Raw genomic sequence first — 17,497 nt, forward strand, 5'->3', positions numbered from 1 at the left:
GCGCTGCGGGTCGCGGCCGCGGCCGGGCAGGCGGCGATCGCGGCGCTGGCCGTGGCCCCGGGAGATGAGCCGTCCTGCACGTTTGCCGCGGCGCTGTACGCGGACCGGACGCTGACCGTCGGCTGGCTCGGCGACAGCCGGGTCTACCTGCTCGACCAAGCCGGCGCGCGGGTGCTGACCGTCGATGACACGGTCGCGGCGGCGGCGGCCCGCAAGGGACTCATCCCACCCGAGGTCGCTGGGACCGCGCCGGGCGCACACACGATCACGACCTGGCTGGGCTGGGGCAGTCCCCGGACCATCCCGCACATCCGCACCGCTCACCTGGCGCCCCCGGGACGGGTCGTGGTCTGCACGGACGGACTGTGGAACAGCTTCTCGGCGGTCGGGCCACTGGCCGCCCGGGTTGCCGAGCTGCCCGGCGAGGCCGCCGCGGTCGAGATCGCCCGCCATCTGGTCGCCGTCGCCCTGCGCGCCGGCGGTCGGGACAACATCACTGTCGTCGTCATGGACATCCCCGGGAGAGCCTGATGGTGTCGTTCACCTGCGCGGTACACCAGAACCCCTACCTGCCCGCGGACGGGACACAGGTCGACGCGGTCGTCACCGTCACCGCCGACGTCGACGTCGCGGGCCCAGGCGGGGCCGCCGGGGCCGCCGGGGCCGCCGGGGCCGAAACCAGGCCGGACGCGGTGGAGGTCATCCTGCTCGACTGTTCCGGGTCGATGTTCAACGACAACCGGATCGGCCAGGCCCGCCGGGCGGCGGCGGTAGCGGTCGACACATTGCGCGACGGCATCGCGTTCGCCGTGGTGCAGGGGACGTCCACGGCGAAGCTCGTCTACCCGGACCGGGGCCTGGCCATCGTGTCCGACCGGACCCGTGCGGAGGCGAAGGCCAGGATCGGACGGCTGGCGGCCCATGGCGGCACCGCCATCGGCGCCTGGCTGCTGGCCGCCCGCGAGCTGATGCTGAGTGCCCGCGAGCTGGGGTTGACCGCGCCGGATGCCATTCACCATGCGCTGCTGCTCACCGACGGGGAGAACTTCGAACCACCGGGGACACTCGAGCATGCGCTGTCCGCCTGCGAGGGCGTCTTCCAGTGCGATGCCCGGGGCGTCGGCGACGGCTGGAAGGTCGACGAACTGCGCAAGGTTGCCACGGTGCTGCTCGGCGGGGTCGCCCTGCTGCGCCAGCCCGCGGACCTGGCGGCCGACTTCGAGGCGGTGATCTCCACGGTGATGGCCCGTCGGGTCCCGGACGTCCGGCTGCGGATCTGGGTGCCCCGTGGCGCGCGGATCCGCTTCGTCCGGCAGGTGTCGCCGCAGCTCGACGAACTGACCGACCGGGCGGTGGCCGTCAGCGATCTGATCGCCGACTATCCGACCGGCGCATGGGGATCGCAGACCCGCGACTACCACGTGTGCGTCGATGTGCCGCCTGCCCCGGTCGGCGGCCGGCGCCTGGCGGCCCGCATCACCCTGCTCGACGGCGAGGAGACCCTTTCCACGGCGAAGGTCGAGGTGCTCTGGACCGACGACACCGACGAGGCCACCCGGATCGACGAGGTCGTCGCCCATTACACCGGGCAGGCGGAGCTGGCCCGGGCCATTCAGGACGGGCTCCGGGCCCGTCAGGCCGGAGACGAGACCAGCGCCGTCACCGCCCTCGGCCGGGCCGCCCAGCTCGCCTTCGAGGCCGAGGACGAGCTGACCCTGCGCCGCCTGGCGAAGGTGGTCGACATCCTCGATGCGCGGACCGGGCAGGTCCAGCCGCGCCACGGCGTCGAGCGGCTCGACGAGATGGACCTGGACGCCTCGTCCACGCGGACCGTCACCCCGAAGCTTCCGTGAGCGCAGTCTGCCCGGAAGGACACCACTCCGTCACCGAGGACTGGTGCGACAGCTGCGGTTCCCCGATCTCACCCGGCCCCATGATCCCCAGCCCCCTTGTCGTGCCCGTTCCTGTAACGCGTGGCCCCGAGGGGGGCGACCTGTCGTCGACGACCCGGCCGGACTGGCCACCGGCCGACCCTCCCCCGCCCGCACCGAACTGCCCGATCTGCGCCGAGCCCCGGGCGCGCCGACGGTACTGCGAGAACTGCGGCTACGACTTCGACACGGGAACCGCGCTGGACCACCTCGTCCGGACGGGGGTGGTGGTCGGCTGGGTGGCCGAGATCCGCCCCGACCGGGAGTTCTTCGACCGCAACGACGATGACGTCGTGTTTCCCACCGTCCTCACGCGCCGCCAGGTCGCCCTGGCCGGCGACCGCACCCTGATCGGACGGTGCAGCCCCCGCCGCAACATCCACCCGGACATCGATCTGTCCCTGGCCCCGGAGGACCGCGGCGTGTCGCGCGTGCACGCGTTTCTCGATCACACCGCAGACGGACGACTCACCGTCACCGACGAGGGATCCGCCAACGGCACCTGGGTCGGGGACGACCCCGATCCGATCGTGGCGGGACGCACCGTTCCTCTCGCCGACGGTGATCACATCTATGTCGGCTCCTTCACCCGGATCACCATCCGTCGACGTCGCTGACACCGGCCGTCAGGCAACATCGTCGCGCCGCCGGGCTGCCGGTCCGTCCCCGTCCGCCTCGGACAAGCCCGCCGTCCTACCGTGTGGTCCGGCACAGTCGCGGTGTTTCGTCGGCTTTCGGTCAATGGACGCTCATGGGTGGTGCGACCGATTATGCTCGCGGCGAATCGGCCGGCCTGACCAGCCGGTTCTTCATCGCGAGGGGGAGATGCATGTCCACGGCCGTTCTGAAAGTGACGAGCATGGCCGGCGAGGTGACGGTGCCGTCAGGACAGCCACGCTTCATCATCGGTCGGGCTCGCAACTCGGACCACGTGATCGCGGACGGCCAGGTCTCCCGGCAACACCTGATGATCGAACAGATCGGTCCCGGCTGGGCGGTACGCGACGTCAGCACCAACGGCACCTGGTTCGGTGGCAGCAAGATGCTGACCGTGATCGAGGTCCGCGGCGAGACCCGGTTCCGGCTGGGCACGCCGAGCGGCCCGGAGGTCATCATCCGCGCCGAGGCCCTCGGCCGGCCCGGCGCCGGTTACGGTGACACCGGCGGCGCCTACGGCGACCAGTACGCCGACCAGTACGGTGCCGCGTTCGGCGGGGACGCCGATCAGCACACCATGCTGCCCGGCCAGGCGGACTACCTGCCGCCGCGGGCGCCGCAGCGGTCCGCGGTCCCCCCGGCGCGGGAGCTGGCCCGCTCGGGAGCCGCGGCCGGTGGATCCGGCTCCGGTCGGAGTGGCCCCGGCAGCGCCCCCCGCCAGCCGGCCGGTCACGCCCGGCTGGACCGTGAGCACGAGCGCAGCACCACCTATCCGCTGCGCCAGGGCAGCATGACGATCGGCCGGGCCCGCGGCAACGACATCGTCATCGCCGACCTGCTCGCCTCGCGCCACCACGCCACGCTGACCATCCGCGGCGGCAACATCGATCTCGTCGACCACGATTCGGCGAACGGCACGTTCGTCGACGGTCGCCGCATCCAGCGCGCGCAGGTCGCCCAGGGCAGCATCATCGCGATCGGCCACCACGTCCTGCAGCTCGAGGGCGATCAGCTCGTCGAGTACATCGACTCCGGTGACGTCAGCTTCGAGGCCGAGCATCTCAACGTGTGGGCCGGCGACAAGCAGCTCATGCACGACATGACGTTCCGCCTGCCCGGCCAGGCGCTGCTCGGCGTCGTCGGCCCGTCCGGCGCCGGCAAGTCGACCCTGCTCGGCGCGCTGACCGGCTTCCGTCCCGCCAACGAGGGCACCGTCCGCTATGCGGGCCGGGACCTCTACGACGAGTACGACGAGCTCCGTCGCCGGATCGGCTACGTGCCGCAGGACGACATCCTGCACACCTCGCTCACCGTGCGCCGCGCCCTGGAATACGGCGCCAAGCTGCGCTTCCCCCCGGACGTGACCGAGGCCGAGCGGGCCCGGCGGATCGACGAGGTCCTCGCCGAGCTGAACCTCACCCCGCATGCCGGGACCGTGGTCGCCCGGCTGTCCGGCGGCCAGCGCAAGCGCGTGTCGGTGGCACTCGAACTGCTCACCCGGCCCACCCTGCTGTACTTGGACGAGCCCACCTCCGGCCTCGACCCGGGCATGGACCTGCAGGTCATGCAGTCGCTGCGGGCGCTCGCCGACGACGGTCGCACGGTCATCGTCGTCACCCACTCGGTGGCCCAGCTCGACCTGTGCGACTACGTCCTGGTGCTTGCCCCCGGCGGCCACGTGGCCTACTTCGGGCCGCCCGGGGACGCGCTGCCGTTCTTCGGTGAGCAGGGCTATCCGTGGGTGTTCCTGCGCCTGCAGGAGGACCCGGGAGCCGAGTCGGCGGCGCGTTTCCGCCAGTCCCGCCATTACGTCCCGGCGTCGGTGACGGCCCCGTCCGCGCGGCCGGAACCGGAGGAGCTGCCCAGCATCCGGCAGCAGACGGTGCTGTCCCAGCTGGTCTCGCTCAGCAAACGAACGATGTCGGTCATCGCGTCCGACAAGGGCTATCTGCGGCTGGCCGTCGCGTTCCCGTTCGTCCTCGGGACGATTCCACGGTTCATCGGCGGCGACTTCGCCGACACCAACGACAAGTTCACGCCGAACTCGAACGGCCCCACGATCTTCCTGATCATGGTGCTGTGTGCCTGCTTCATGGGCATGTCGAACTCGGTGCGGGAAATCGTCAAGGAACGGGCGATCTACCAACGAGAACGCGCGATCGGCCTGTCCCGGGCCGCCTACGTCGGGTCCAAGGTGCTGGTGCTGCTCATCATCACCGCCCTGCAGATCATTCCCTTCACGCTCATCGGTCTGGCCGGCCGGCAGCCACCCGGCGGGCTGCTGCTCGGCAACTCCCTGCTGGACTGCATGCTCGCCATCTTCATCGTGACCTTCGCCTCCGGCATGATCGGCCTGGTGATCTCGGCGCTGGTCGACAACGCCGACAAGACGATGCCGCTGCTCGTCATCGTCACGATGATCCAGCTGGTGTTCTCCGCCGGCATCGTGCCGGTCTCCGGGCAGGTGGGCCTGCAGCAGGTCTCGGTCATCTCCCCGGCCCGCTGGGGTTACGCCGCCCTGGCCGCCGACGCCGACTTCAACGTCATCACCCGGGCCGGCGTCCAGCGTCCGAAGACGGTCAACGGCCAGCCCGTCGCCAGCGGCGAGACCATTCCGATCAACCCGAACGCCCCGGAACGCGACGCCCTGTTCGACCACACCAAGAAGCAGTTCGCCATGGACATCGGCGGCGGCGTCGTGGTCACCGTCGTCTTCATCGGCATCACCGCCGTCCTGCTGCGCCGCCTCGACCCCAAGACCAACCGCAAGAAGAAGCCGGCCCCGGCGACGCAGTAGCTGGCCGGGCTGCACCGGGCAGTTCCCCGACCAGCCGGTCGAGCCGGTCCGGCTGGTCGGGGAACGCGGATGGACGTGGCCCGCGACCACCTGCGCGGGTCTGCACCACTCAGGAGGCGATCCGGGCGGACAGGGCCGCGCGGTAACCGCCGACGACGACGTCCACCGCGCGCTGATCGGCAGGCAGCGCCGCGAACAGAGCCCACTGCACGAGGGTGCCGCCGGCGGGGACCGTGTCGGCGCCGGTGCCGTTGGCCAGCAGTCCCCACCACGACGGGGTGAACACGCACGGTCGTAGTCGGCCACCGGTCGACGAGACCAGGCTCAGCTCGCCACCGGTGTCGGCGCGGATACCGTCCGGGCTGGTACGGCTCGGGTTGTTGAGATAGCCGAGCTCGCGGTCGGTGCTGCCGGAGTTGTGGATCGCCACCTCGGCGAGGGTGAATCCGGCGAGGCCGGAGACGCTGCGTACCGCAGGGACGAGCGGGCTGCCGTCGAGAGCGGTGTTCGGCGCCTCGCTGGTCGGCGGAGGCTGGCCCGAGGCGTCCGGTTCCGGGTCGACGGTCAGCTCCACCCGCCGGTTGCGGGCCCGGCCGTCGGGATCGTCGCTGCCGTCCGGACGGGTGTTGGGGGCGACGGGGTCGGCCGCGCCGAACCCGACGGTCCGGTAGGTGAAGGTCGCGCCGAGCCGGGCGGCGAGTGCCTGTTGCACGGTGGCCGCCCGCGCCTCGGACAGCCGCTGGTTGTCGGCGTCGCCGCCGACGGAGTCGGTGTGGCCGGCCACCGTCACGGTGCCGCCGGTCACCGTGAGCTGACTGGCGAGCGCGTCGATGGCCTTCGCCGCGGCCGCGGTCGGTATGGCACTGCCGAAGTCGAACAGGACATCGCTGGGCAGCCGAAACGAGGCCCTCGCCGGGCGACCCGCGGCCGGGGTGGCCTCGGTCGGGCAGACCAGTGGCGCTACCGGTGGGTCCAGCTCGTCGGGCGGCGAGCTGGCGACGTGCAGCACAGGATCGTCACGCAGCGCGGGCGCGCCCTCGGCCTGGATCGGCACCTCGACCGGGACGAAGCCGTCGACGAGCACCAGCATCGAGCGGGCCGCCGCCGGTGGCGCCGGGAAGACCAGGGTGACCGTCGCGGAGTGGCCGGGCGCGACGTCGTGCTCGGCGGAGGCGCTGACGCGGGCCTCGCCGGGAGCGGACAGGTCGATGTCCGGACTGGCCTGCGGTGTGCGCTGCGTCGCGTAGCCGGTGCCACGGGGCAGATCCACCAGGAACGCGATCACATGGGTGAGCGGATCCAGGCCGAGGTCGGCAGGCCTGAGATCGGCCGGGCCCGCGTTGGCGAACTCGAACTGCAAGGCCAGGTCGGACCGGCCGAGCCGAACCAGCCGCAGGTCACGCGCCGTGACCTGCACCCCGCTGGACACCGAGAGGTCCCTGGCCCCGGTGCTAGCAGGGACGTCCGGGCTGCCGGTTGCGCTCCTGTCACCAGGGACGGCGGAGGCCGCGGAGGTGGTCGGGCGCGTGGCCGGTGGCGCGCCGCCGACTGACGCGGCACCGGTGCATCCGGCGGACATCAGCACGAGCGCCGCCGCGACGCCGACGACCGTCCTCGGCAACCGGCCGGGCGTGCGCCGCACCGCCCGGCGCCCGACCGCCAGCCCGTGGGAATCGACCGCCATCGACTCAGCCGCCGCTGAGGGACCGCAGCACACGGACCTCGACCGAGCTGGCCCGCACCCCGGCCGCGGCGATCTGCTGCCGCACGCCGAGACGGCCACGCCAGGCCGTGGCGGCCTCGGCGGACTCGAACGGAATGATGACCATCACCCGGCCGGCCCGCTCGTCCTCGACCAGCACCACCGGTTCGCCGCCGCCGGCGGCCCGGCGGGCGGGCGTGCTCGCCGTGAAGTTCGCGAACCACACCGGGATGTCCGCCACGACCTGGCGCACCACCAGACAGCTGGCCGAACTGTTCGCGGCGCCGCCGCGGTGCGCCGCCGTGCTCGCCGTTACGGGCCGGACGATCGCGTCGCCGAAGGTGCTCATGACACGTCCTCTCCTGATGTCGGTGGCCGTCCCGAGGTCGACGGCCGGTCGAGTGCACCCCAGAGTGTCACACGTGTGTCATTATGGCAAAGGTGAGTCACAGAGGCACAGATGAGTCATCGTGGCAGACATGTAACCTCGCGCCATGGGAACCGACGGCCCAACCCTGTCCAACCAGCGCCAACGCACCCGCTCGGCGCTACTCCAGGCCGCCGGCCACCTGCTCGCCCAGGGAGCCACCCCGACCGTGGCCCAGGTGGCCGACGCGGCACTGGTCAGTCGACGCACGGCCTACCGTTACTTCCCGACCGCCGACCAGCTGCTCGCCGACGCGGTGCTGGAGCAGACGACCGACGAGATCAGCAACCGGATCACGGCGGTCGACCCGATCGACCGCACCGACGAGTTCGTCGCGGCACTCAACGAGATGACACTGCGTCAGGAGCAGGCGCTGCGGACCCTGGTGCGGACCACACTCGACTCCCCGCGGGATCCCGCCGGCGCGCGTCGTGGCCGGCGGCGGATGGCCTGGATCGAGCAGGTCCTCGAGCCGGTGCGGGACGAGCTCACCCCGGCGCAGTGGCAGCGGGTCACGGCGGCTCTCGCCCTGACGGTGGGCATCGAGGCGCGGCTCGTCCTGGTCGACGTGGCCGGGCTGACCGACGACGAGGTCGACGAGGTCACCCGCTGGGTTGCCCGGATCATCGTCCGGTCAGCGCTCGACGAGGCCCGTCCGGCCAGCCCCGCCGGCCGCCAGTCGCGCGACGACCGCTAGTCCACCAGGCCGCCGGTCTGCTGTCCCGCGGTCGCGTGGGAGGCGGGTCCGGTCGACAGCGGCGGGAACACCGCAAGTGCGTCGAGGAACCTGCCGATCTCCCGCTCGTCGCCCCGCATGGTCACCCCCGGATGCCCCGCGGCGCGGGCCTGAGGCCGGGTGGCCAGGTAGAGAGCCAGGTCACGCCGGGTGCCGAGCAGTTCGACGTCCGGGTCGGACGCCGCCTGCGCCACCAGCGACCATCGGCCGTCCCGGCCGCGCAGGGTGAACGCGTCGTCGCGGTCGAGCGTGCGGACCACCCAGGTGGCCGGGCCGACATCGATCCCGGCCCGGTCCAGCACGAGCCGCACGGAGCGAAGCAGGTGCTCGGGGTGAGCCGGCTCGCTCGGCGCGGGTGGCGCCGCGAGGTGGCGCAGGCCCCACAGCGCCAGCTCGTCCAGCGCCGGCGCCAGATCGAGGCCGGCCGGGGTAAGGCGGTACCACACCTCGCGGCGGCCCGGTTCCCGGTCGACCTGGACGAGCCCGTCCGCCTCGAGATCGCGCAACCGCTGCGTCAGGGTCCGCGGGGTGATCCCACCAAGCCGGTCCATCAGGTCGGTGAAACGCTTCGGACCGGTCAGCAGATCGCGCACGACGAGCAGCGCCCATCGGTCGCCGAGGCGCTCCAGCGCCTTGGCCAGCATGCAGAAATGCGCATACGCGGTGCGCGGCGTGGTCGGCACCTCTCACAGCCTATCCCTTCACGTAGATACTATATCTACGATACTATCACCGCCATGTCGAACGAGACCAGAGGGATCTTCCGTGGCACGGCCGAGGCCGAGGCGACCCGTCGTGCCCACGAGGCGGCACTGCCGACCCCGTCACGCCCCGACCGCGTCACGGCCGCCTGGCTGCGGGAGGTGTGCCTGGCCGCCGGTGCCGACGACGTCGGCTTCGTGGAGGTGGACCGGGCCGGCCTGGGCGCGGAGGGCGACAACGCCCGCCGGGTCTTCCCGGCCGTGCGGGCGCTGGTCTGCCTGGTCGGGATCTCCAATCGGGACGCGATCCGGTCGACCTCCCACGCCACCGCCAACAACGCCTGGCACCACACCGGCAGCCGGCTCGACAGCGCCGCCGCGCAGCTGTGCGCCCGGCTGGGCGCGGCCGGCATCCGCGCGGTGCCCACCACGATGGGCTTTCCGATGGACGTTCAGGTGCCCCCCGGCCAGTCCAGTTGGGCCATCGCGCACAAGATCGTGGCTGTCGAGGCGGGCCTGGGCCACATGGGCGTCAACCGCAACGTCATCCACCCCCGATTCGGGAACTTCGTCCTGCTCGAGACCGTCCTGATCGACACCGAGATCGACACCTACGATCAGCCGCTGGACTACAACCCGTGCCTGGGTTGCAATCTCTGCGTCGCGGCCTGCCCGGTGGGTGCCATCAGCACCGTGGCGGACTTCGATTTCTTCGCCTGCCTCGGACACAACTACCGCGAGTTCCCGTTCAGCGCCGTGGACTGGGTCGACGCCGTCGCCGCCGGCGACGCCAGCGCCTACCGCGCGAAGTTCCGCGATGACGAGACCCTGTCGATGCTGCAGTCCCTGCTGTTCGAACCCACCTACAAGTCCGCCTACTGCATGGCGGTGTGCCCGGCGGGTGAGGATGTGATCGGCCCCTACCTGGCCGACCGGGCACGCTACCGCGACGAGGTACTGCTACCGCTGCGCCGGCACCCCGAGCCGATCTACGTACGGTCCGGCAGCCAGGCCGAGAAGGCGGCGGCGCGCAACCCGGCCAAGCGGGTGCGTTACCTCGACTTCCGGCCGGACGTCTCCACGGTCGCCAACTTCGCCCTCGGCCTGCGGCACATGTTCACTCCGGACACGGCACCGGCCGACGGGCTGCGCGTCGCGTTCCGTCTTCCCGACGGCGCGCTGCTCGCCACGGTCGCGGACCGGCAGCTGACGACGGCGCCGGTCGACGACCTGCCCGTGGACGCGACCGTGGCCTGTGATGCGCCCGACTACATCAGGATCCTGCACCGCCCGACCACCGGCCGGGCCGCCTCCGTCGAGGTCGGGCAGTGCACCGTCACCGGCGATCCGACCGCCTTCGCACGCCTGCTGGCCTGCCTGGACTGATGCGGACCGACAGCGAGTGGCGGCGATCGGCAGCGAGCGACGGCGAGCGACGGCGAGCGACGGCGAGCGCAGCATCCGCACTCAACTCTGCTGGAGGTGCACAAAGGTTATATGGTCGGCCCGTGACCGACCGGGTTGACCCGCCAGACGAGGGTGACAGCACGTGGATCTCGGCGTTGCTCGGCGAGCAGGCGGAAATCCTCTCCCACTGGATCGAGCGGGCCGGTGAGATGTTGCGCGCGCGGTTGACCGCCGCGGAGCTGGCCCGCGAGCTGGGTGACCTGTACGGGTCGCTGGCCCAGGCGCTGCCCGTGGCCGGCGCCGACCTGCGGGCGGGGGCGTTCGGTGAGCTGCGGGCGCTGCTGGCCGAGCTGTCGGCCAGCCGGGCGCGGCAGGGTTTCACCCCCCGGGAGACCGCGATCACGGTGTTCGCCCTCAAGGACGCGGCCGCCACCATCCTGGAGAAGAAAAGCGTCAGTTTCCGCGCCTACCGGCGTTTCTCCGACTTTGTCGACGAACTGGGCCTGTTCACGCTGGAAAGTTATATCGAGGTCCGGGATCAGGCGGTACTCGAGCAGAGCAATCAGCTACTCGAACTGTCCACGCCGGTGATCAAACTCTGGGACGGGATTCTCGCCGTGCCACTGATCGGCACGCTGGACTCCGCTCGCACGCAGCTGGTGATGGAAAACCTGCTGGAGAGCCTGATCTCGACCGGCTCCAAGCACGCGATCATCGACATCACCGGAGTCGGCGCCGTCGATACGCAGGTGGCGCAGCATCTGCTGAAGACGGTACGGGCGGCCCAGCTGATGGGCGCGGACTGCGTGATCTCGGGTATCCGCCCACAGATCGCGCAGACGGTGGTGAGCCTCGGGATCGAGTTCGGTGAGATCGCGACGAAGGCGACCCTCGCCGAGGCGCTGGCGGTGGCGCTGCGCCGGGAGGGTTTCGCGGTGTCGCGGTCGGCCACCGGCGGGGTCCGTTGATGGAGCGGATTCCCGTTCTGAAGCTGGGGAACCTGCTCCTGGTGTCCATCCAGGTGGACCTTGAGGACCGGTTGGCCCTGAACCTGCAGGACGACCTGGCCGAACGCATTGTGGCGACCGGTGCCCGTGGCGTGCTCATCGACATCTCCGCGCTCGACATCGTCGACAGCTTCGTGGGCCGGATGCTGTCGACGATCGCCGCCATGTCGAAGCTGTTGGACGCCGAGACGGTGGTCGTCGGGATGCGCCCGGCGGTGGCCATCACCCTGGTCGAGCTGGGCCTGGACATGCCCGGTGTGCGCACCGCGCTCACCCTGGAGCACGGTCTTGCGCTGCTCGGCGCCGAGGTGCGGGTCAGGCGGTCCGACGACACCGACAGCGCCGACCGTGCCGACCTGCCCGGCAGCATCGAGGAACCGACGGGCCCAAGCGGTACGGCCGTTGCCGGGACCGTCGTCGGGTGACCATCGGTGGGCTCGGACCGCAGGGTGGTGGCGCTGCCAGCAGTTCGGCCGGGTCACCGCAACGCCACGCGATCGTGGTGGAGTCCGACGTCGTCCGGGTCCGTCAGGTGGTCCGCAGCGCGGCCGTGGCCGCCAGACTCTCCCTGGTCGACCAGACCAAGATGGTCACCGCTGCCAGCGAGCTGGCCCGCAACACCCTGGTCTACGGCGGTGGTGGCGCGGTGACGATCGACATCGTGGACAACGGTCGGCGGCGCGGGGTCCGGGCGGTGTTCACCGATTCCGGTCCGGGCATCGCCGACCTCGACCTGGCGCTGACCGACGGATGGACGAGTGGATCGGGCCTGGGCCTGGGGCTGTCCGGCAGTCGCCGGCTGGTGGACGAGTTCGAGCTGGAGAGCAGCCCGGAGACGGGCACCACCGTGCGGGTCGTGAAGTGGTCGCGCTGAGCACCACCTCGCCCGTTCCCGGGTTTCCCGGTGCCCGCCTCCCCCTTGTGGAGGACGTGGCCTGGTTCACCGCCGAGGAGGATTCGGCGGCCGGGGCGGCGCGGCGCGCCGCGATGAAGCTGGCCGACACCCTCGGCTTCGCCGCACAGCGCCGGGACGAGATCGGCATCGCGGTGACGGAGGTGGCGACCAACCTCGTCCGGCACGCCCAGGGCGGCCGACTGCTGCTGCGTGCCCTGCGCTGGGTCGATCCGGCCCCGCCCGCCTCGGTGACGCGCCCCGCGCCGTCATCCGCCGTGCAGGTGGTGGCGTTGGACAGCGGCCCCGGCATCGTCGATGTCGCGGCGGCGATGCGCGACGGGACCTCTTCGGCGGGCACTCTCGGGGTCGGGCTCGGGGCCATCGCCCGTCTGTCGGACGGGTTGGACCTGCACTCCACCCCAGGCCTGGGCACGGTGATGGCGGTGACGTTCCTGCCCACGCGCAGGCCCACCGCGGGAGGACAGCCGGCCGGGGTACGCGGTGCCGAGCCGTTCGTCACCTCCCGCATCGCGGGACTGACCCGTCCGATCACCGGCGAGCTGGTCTGTGGGGACGCCTGTGCGGTGCGACCGGCGGGCGCCGGCGTGGCCGCGCTGCTGTGCGACGGGCTGGGCCACGGCGAGCTGGCCGCCCGTGCCGCCACCGAGGCCGTACGGATCTTTCTGGACGGCCCGGAGTCGACCAGCCCGGTTGATCTGGTGCAGCGGATCCACCGCGGCCTGGCACACACCCGGGGTGCGGCGGTGACCGTCGTCGTCCTGGAACCGGCGCAGGGCACGGTCCGCATGGCGGGCGTCGGCAACATCTCCGGTGTGGTCCTCAGTGGAACCCGACGCAGCGGCCTCGCCGCGCGGCCCGGCATAGTCGGCCACCAGCTGCGCAGCCTGGTCGAGACCCACCACGATCTGGAACCCGGCTCGGTGCTGATCCTGCACAGCGACGGGGTGAGCCCCCGCTTCGACCTGGCGGCACATCCGGGGGTCACCAGCCACGGTGCCCTGCTCGTGGCGGCGACCGTGCTGCGGGACGCGGGCCTGCGCCGCGACGATGCCTCCGTGCTCGTCGCGATCACCGCGCCGGCACCGGGCGTCCACCCGGCCAGGGTCTAGCGGGCACCGGATGGCCAGGACCACAGGTGGACCAGACCGGGGGCAGGCGGGCGGGCCGGCCGGCGAGGAGCTGACGGACGTCGCCTCGCTGCACATCGCCGACGAGGCCGACGTGTTCACCGCCCGCCAGATCGTCCGCGTGACCGGCGCCGAGATCGGGCTGGACAGCCAGGACCAGGTGCGCCTTGCCACCGCCGTCAGTGAGGTCGGCCGGGAGGCGCTGGCCGCGGGCGGCGCGTCGGTGACCGTCGGGCTGCGGGCCCCGGCCACGCTGACCATCACCATCGTGGCTCGCAACCCGTTTCCGGCCGAAGCCGCGGGGCTGCTCGCCGCGGCCCGCCTCGTCGACACCACCGTGGCCGCGCAGGGATCGGCCCGGACCGTGGTGCTGGCCAAGTTCCTGCCCACGGCGACCAGGCTCGAGACGGTGCACGTCGCGCGACTGCGCCGGGCGCTGGCCGCCACGGCTCCCGTGTCACGCCTCGACGAACTGCGCATCCAGAACGACGACCTGGTCAACGCGCTCGCCGAGCTGAAGGAAAACCAGAGCGAACTGGTGCGACTCAACGCCGAGCTGGAGGAGACCAACCGCGGCGTCATGGCGCTCTACGGCCAGCTGTCGACCGAGCTGGAGGAGACCAACCGCGGCGTCGTCGCCCTCTACGCCGAACTCGACGAACGTGGAATGGCGCTGGAACGGGCGAACGAGGCCAAGACCCGCTTCCTGCGCAACGTCAGTCACGAACTGCGCGCGCCGGTGACCTCGGTGCTGGGGCTGGCCCGGCTGCTGCTCGACCCGACCGGCGACCCGCTCAGCACGGAGCAGCGGCGCCAGGCGGACCTGATCCTGGCCAGCTCGGGCGATCTGCTGACGCTGGTCAACGACCTGCTCGATCTGGCCAAGGCGGAATCAGGACACCTCGACACCGCCTTCGAGGAGGTGGACGTCTCCGCGATGCTCGCCACCGTCGAGGGTTCGATGCGCCCGCTGGCAACCCGGGCCGCCGTGCGACTGGTCTTCGACGTCCCGGCGGACATCGGCCCGCTGCGCACGGACGAGAGCCTGCTCTGCCGGATACTGCGCAACCTGGTCACCAACGCGCTGAAGTTCACCGAACAGGGCGAGGTGCGGGTGAGCGTCCGGGGAGGCAACCCGCTCGTATTCGCTGTGAGTGACACCGGAATCGGGATCGGCCCGGCCGACGCCGAGCGGGTGTTCGACGAGTTCTACCAGGTGCGCACCCACCTGCACGCCCAGGTCCGCGGCACGGGCCTCGGCCTGCCCTACGCCCGCCGGGTCGCCACCCTGCTCGGGGGCCGGCTTGATCTGGACAGCGCGGTGGGTGCCGGATCGACCTTCACCGTCGCCCTGCCCCGTGAACCGTCCCCGGTGCCGGAGCCGGTCGCCGCCGGGGAGGCCGACGACACCACGGCGACCTCCCCACCGCCCGCGCCGGTCCCGCTCGCCCTGATCGTCGATGACGACCCGGCGTTCCGGACCGCGCTGCGCACCCTGCTGGTCGACCGGGCCGCGCGGGTCGTCGAGTCCGGTGACGGGGACGACGCGCTCCGGCTGATGCGCGCCGAGCGCCCCGACATCGTCTTTCTGGATCTTCTCCTGCCCGGCCGCAGCGGCGGCGAGGTGCTCTCGGTGATGAACGACGATTCCACCCTTCGGGACGTCCCCGTCGCGGTCGTGACCTGGAGCGATCACAGTGCGTCTGCCAGCCACGGCGCTCTGGATGCGGCCGTGGCGGTGCTGGCCAAGTCGACCCTGAGCCAGGTGACCATCGACGCCGCGCTGCGCCGGGCCGTCGGGCAGCGGCGATGAGCGTGCCACCGGACGTCAAGCCGGCCGTCGTCCTCGTCGTGGACGACCGGGAGAGCAAGCGCTACATCCTCGGCAGCTGGCTTCGCCGGGCCGGCTACCAGGTGGTGGAGGCAGCCACCGGCGCCCAGGCGCTACGCCGGCTGACCGAGGCGCCACCGGACCTGGCCGTGCTCGACATCCACCTGCCGGACATGAGCGGCCTCGAGGTGTGCCGGCGCATCAAGGGCGACCGGGCCTCGGCCGGCATCCCCGTCCTGCACGTGTCCGCGATCGCTGTCGACGCCGCCGACCGCAGCGCCGGACTGGACGGGGGAGCCGACGCCTACCTCGTCGACCCGATCGAACCGCGCGAGTTCCTGTCCACCGTGAAGGCCCTGCTGCGCCAGTCCCGCCGGTTCGCCACGGAACACCGGATCGCCCACACCCTCCAGCGCAGCCTGCTGCCCGCCGCCCTGCCCGACCTCGCCGGCCTGCGGGTGGCCGCGCGCTATCACGCCAGCGCCGACCAGGCGGAGATCGGCGGCGACTTCTACGACGCGTTCGAGACACCGACCGGCCACGCGGCCATCGTCATCGGGGACGTGCAGGGCCATTCCCTCGCGGCCGCGGTCATCATGGCGCAGCTGCGGTACTCCCTGCGCGCCTATGCCTTCGACGGGCACGGCCCGCAGGCCATCGTCGAGCGCCTCAACCGACTGATGGTGGCGCACCATCCGGACTCCACCGCCACCCTGTGCATCATCACCTTCACGCCGGATCGCTCGCACGCCTCGATCGTCAACGCCGGACATCTCCCACCGCTGCTCATCGAGCCCGACGGCCTGCGCTACTGGGACGGTGGGGGCAGTGTCCTGCTCGGCATCGAGGCCCCGCCGCCAGGTCTGGAGACCATCCCGATCAGTCCCGGTACCCGCGTTCTGCTGTTCACCGACGGCCTGGTGGAACGGCGCGACCGTTCCCTCGAGGAGAGTCTGGCCGAGTTCGCCCGTCTGCTCGGGCGCGCCCGCACATTCCCGGACGAGTCCGCCGAGTCCGCCCGGCCCCGCTCCCTGACCGCACTCGCCGACCAGCTCATCGCGGTCGCGAACGAGGCCGAGGACGACGTGGCTCTCGTCATCGCCGAGGTGGACCGCCCGCGCCCCGCCTGAGGCGGTCGCGGCGCGCGCGCTGCGCTCCGCCCGCGGCGCCGGTGGCCAGCTGCCCGGTGAAGTACTCCAGGGTGACGCGGGTCTTGGTCCGCTGCGGTCCGCCCAGGTCGATACCGTGGTGGCCAAGGACGGCCGCGGTACTGGCGGCCGCTCGCAGGGCTGCCCGGGGGGCGCAGCGGGTCGACAGTTCGAGAATCTCCGAACCGTCCGGAAAAACCCACCTTTCCGCGAGAAGAAGCCCGGGGTGTCCGGTCAGATCGAGGGTGCGCCGGTAGGCCTGGACCGGGCCGAGCACCATCAGGTCCTCGACGTCGAACTTTCCCTTGACGTGAGTCCGCAGCAACCGGAGCTGCGGCCCGGTGAACAGCGCGCGCAGGGAACGGCGCCCGTTTACCGCACCTTTTGCGACCTTGGCGTCCAGCCGACTCTTCAGTGCGCCGGAGCAGACATAGCCGCCGGGCATTCCATCCACCTCGACGACGAAGTCCCGGCGCTGCCGCAGCCGCGGCGGAAGGCCCTGGGGAACCACGGGCCGAAGTTTCACCACGGAGTCGTCCGTCCCGCCGGAACCGCGCCGGACCCGCAGGATCATTCCCCTGCGGTGCAGGGCCCGGTCCGGGGTGTCAAGATAATAGACGCGGTGGGTGGGCGTTCGAGGAAAGGTGAGATCAAGGGCGTCCCGGGCCGCCTCGTGGGCATGCGCCGGGACGGTCAGTTTCAGTTCCAGCCGGTCGACCTGAGCAGCGAGATCCAGCAGCTTCGTCAGCTGCCGTTCGGGTAACTGCCAGAACTGCTGCGCGGCCCGCGCCCCTCGTATCGGCGGGCGCGCTGACGCGGCGGTGACAGGTGCGTTCGACATCAGCGTTCAGGCCGCCATGGATGGACGGTTTCGCTCGCCACCGGCACAGCCTGGCAGTCCGACTGTCATCAGGTTCACGTGCCGACTCCGTTTCTGACGATCCCGTTTTCCCGGCGATTCCGTCTACCGGCCGAAACCGCCATCGACCAGATTCGGTCCCGAGCCGGTAAAAAATCAGATCCGACCATGTGGGCAGATCTTCCACGGGGACTACCCCAAATCCCGACTCTAACCCCTCGATCGGCCACCGGCCGCCGGCTCTACCCGGG

At 71.5% G+C, this 17,497-nt stretch carries 16 protein-coding genes; 12 read left to right on the top strand and 4 right to left on the bottom strand.

Annotated elements, in window-relative coordinates:
* The 4 genes from ND747_RS01340 to ND747_RS01355 all read left to right on the top strand — a co-directional run.
* A partial coding sequence (locus ND747_RS01340; RefSeq protein WP_251731068.1) for a PP2C family serine/threonine-protein phosphatase occupies positions 1 to 531 on the top strand: 531 nt, incomplete at its 5' end.
* Positions 531 to 1,853 carry a VWA domain-containing protein gene (locus ND747_RS01345; RefSeq protein ID WP_251731071.1) on the top strand — a complete coding sequence of 441 codons (1,323 nt, stop codon included), beginning with the start codon at positions 531 to 533 and terminating at the stop codon, positions 1,851 to 1,853. The genes ND747_RS01340 and ND747_RS01345, both read left to right, overlap by 1 nt.
* Complete coding sequence (locus ND747_RS01350; RefSeq protein WP_251731073.1) at positions 1,850 to 2,548, top strand: FHA domain-containing protein; 699 nt, start codon at positions 1,850 to 1,852, stop codon at positions 2,546 to 2,548. Before ND747_RS01345 ends, ND747_RS01350 begins: the two co-directional genes overlap by 4 nt.
* 212 nt (positions 2,549 to 2,760) lie before the next feature.
* Positions 2,761 to 5,385 carry an ATP-binding cassette domain-containing protein gene (locus ND747_RS01355; RefSeq protein ID WP_251731074.1) on the top strand — a complete coding sequence of 875 codons (2,625 nt, stop codon included), beginning with the start codon at positions 2,761 to 2,763 and terminating at the stop codon, positions 5,383 to 5,385.
* Positions 5,386 to 5,494: 109 nt separating this feature from the next.
* On the opposite strand, the gene ND747_RS01360 is transcribed toward ND747_RS01355, so the two are convergent.
* Both ND747_RS01360 and ND747_RS01365 read right to left on the bottom strand, forming a co-directional pair.
* Positions 5,495 to 7,069, bottom strand: coding sequence for an OmpA family protein (locus tag ND747_RS01360; protein ID WP_251731075.1), 1,575 nt, complete (start codon positions 7,067 to 7,069; stop codon positions 5,495 to 5,497).
* Between the two features lie 4 nt (positions 7,070 to 7,073).
* Complete coding sequence (locus ND747_RS01365) at positions 7,074 to 7,436, bottom strand: hypothetical protein (RefSeq protein WP_251731076.1); 363 nt, start codon at positions 7,434 to 7,436, stop codon at positions 7,074 to 7,076.
* A gap of 145 nt (positions 7,437 to 7,581) precedes the next feature.
* On the opposite strand from ND747_RS01365, the gene ND747_RS01370 reads away from it, so the two are divergent.
* Positions 7,582 to 8,211 (top strand): TetR/AcrR family transcriptional regulator, encoded by a 630-nt coding sequence (locus ND747_RS01370; protein WP_251731077.1) that lies wholly within the window; start codon positions 7,582 to 7,584, stop codon positions 8,209 to 8,211.
* Here ND747_RS01370 and ND747_RS01375 read toward each other — a convergent pair.
* Positions 8,208 to 8,933, bottom strand: coding sequence for a helix-turn-helix domain-containing protein (locus ND747_RS01375; protein ID WP_251731079.1), 726 nt, complete (start codon positions 8,931 to 8,933; stop codon positions 8,208 to 8,210). The genes ND747_RS01370 and ND747_RS01375 overlap by 4 nt on opposite strands.
* 54 nt (positions 8,934 to 8,987) lie before the next feature.
* Here ND747_RS01375 and ND747_RS01380 point away from each other — a divergent pair, with 54 nt between their 5' ends.
* The 7 genes from ND747_RS01380 to ND747_RS01410 all read left to right on the top strand — a co-directional run bounded on the left by ND747_RS01380 (position 8,988) and on the right by ND747_RS01410 (position 16,369).
* A complete protein-coding gene (locus ND747_RS01380; protein WP_251731080.1) occupies positions 8,988 to 10,337 on the top strand; it encodes a 4Fe-4S binding protein in 1,350 nt (449 codons plus the stop codon).
* Between the two features lie 122 nt (positions 10,338 to 10,459).
* Positions 10,460 to 11,326, top strand: coding sequence for an STAS domain-containing protein (locus ND747_RS01385; RefSeq protein ID WP_251731082.1), 867 nt, complete (start codon positions 10,460 to 10,462; stop codon positions 11,324 to 11,326).
* On the top strand, positions 11,326 to 11,790 hold the full coding sequence (locus ND747_RS01390; RefSeq protein ID WP_251731083.1) for an STAS domain-containing protein: 465 nt from the start codon (positions 11,326 to 11,328) through the stop codon (positions 11,788 to 11,790). Before ND747_RS01385 ends, ND747_RS01390 begins: the two co-directional genes overlap by 1 nt.
* Positions 11,791 to 11,792: 2 nt before the next feature.
* Complete coding sequence (locus ND747_RS29615; protein ID WP_374216122.1) at positions 11,793 to 12,239, top strand: ATP-binding protein; 447 nt, start codon at positions 11,793 to 11,795, stop codon at positions 12,237 to 12,239.
* On the top strand, positions 12,227 to 13,390 hold the full coding sequence (locus tag ND747_RS01400) for an ATP-binding protein (protein WP_251731085.1): 1,164 nt from the start codon (positions 12,227 to 12,229) through the stop codon (positions 13,388 to 13,390). Before ND747_RS29615 ends, ND747_RS01400 begins: the two co-directional genes overlap by 13 nt.
* A gap of 10 nt (positions 13,391 to 13,400) precedes the next feature.
* Positions 13,401 to 15,221, top strand: coding sequence for an ATP-binding protein (locus ND747_RS01405; RefSeq protein ID WP_251731087.1), 1,821 nt, complete (start codon positions 13,401 to 13,403; stop codon positions 15,219 to 15,221).
* Positions 15,218 to 16,369 carry a PP2C family protein-serine/threonine phosphatase gene (locus ND747_RS01410; protein ID WP_251731088.1) on the top strand — a complete coding sequence of 384 codons (1,152 nt, stop codon included), beginning with the start codon at positions 15,218 to 15,220 and terminating at the stop codon, positions 16,367 to 16,369. Before ND747_RS01405 ends, ND747_RS01410 begins: the two co-directional genes overlap by 4 nt.
* On the opposite strand, the gene ND747_RS01415 is transcribed toward ND747_RS01410, so the two are convergent.
* Positions 16,335 to 17,228: a CYTH domain-containing protein gene (locus ND747_RS01415; RefSeq protein ID WP_251731089.1), complete on the bottom strand. Its 894-nt coding sequence runs from the start codon at positions 17,226 to 17,228 to the stop codon at positions 16,335 to 16,337. The genes ND747_RS01410 and ND747_RS01415 overlap by 35 nt on opposite strands.
* Between the last annotated feature and the right edge of the window lie 269 nt (positions 17,229 to 17,497).

Origin of the sequence: Frankia sp. R82 (assembly GCF_023716925.1) — a bacterium.
In the GTDB taxonomy this organism is placed as follows: domain Bacteria; phylum Actinomycetota; class Actinomycetes; order Frankiales; family Frankiaceae; genus Frankia.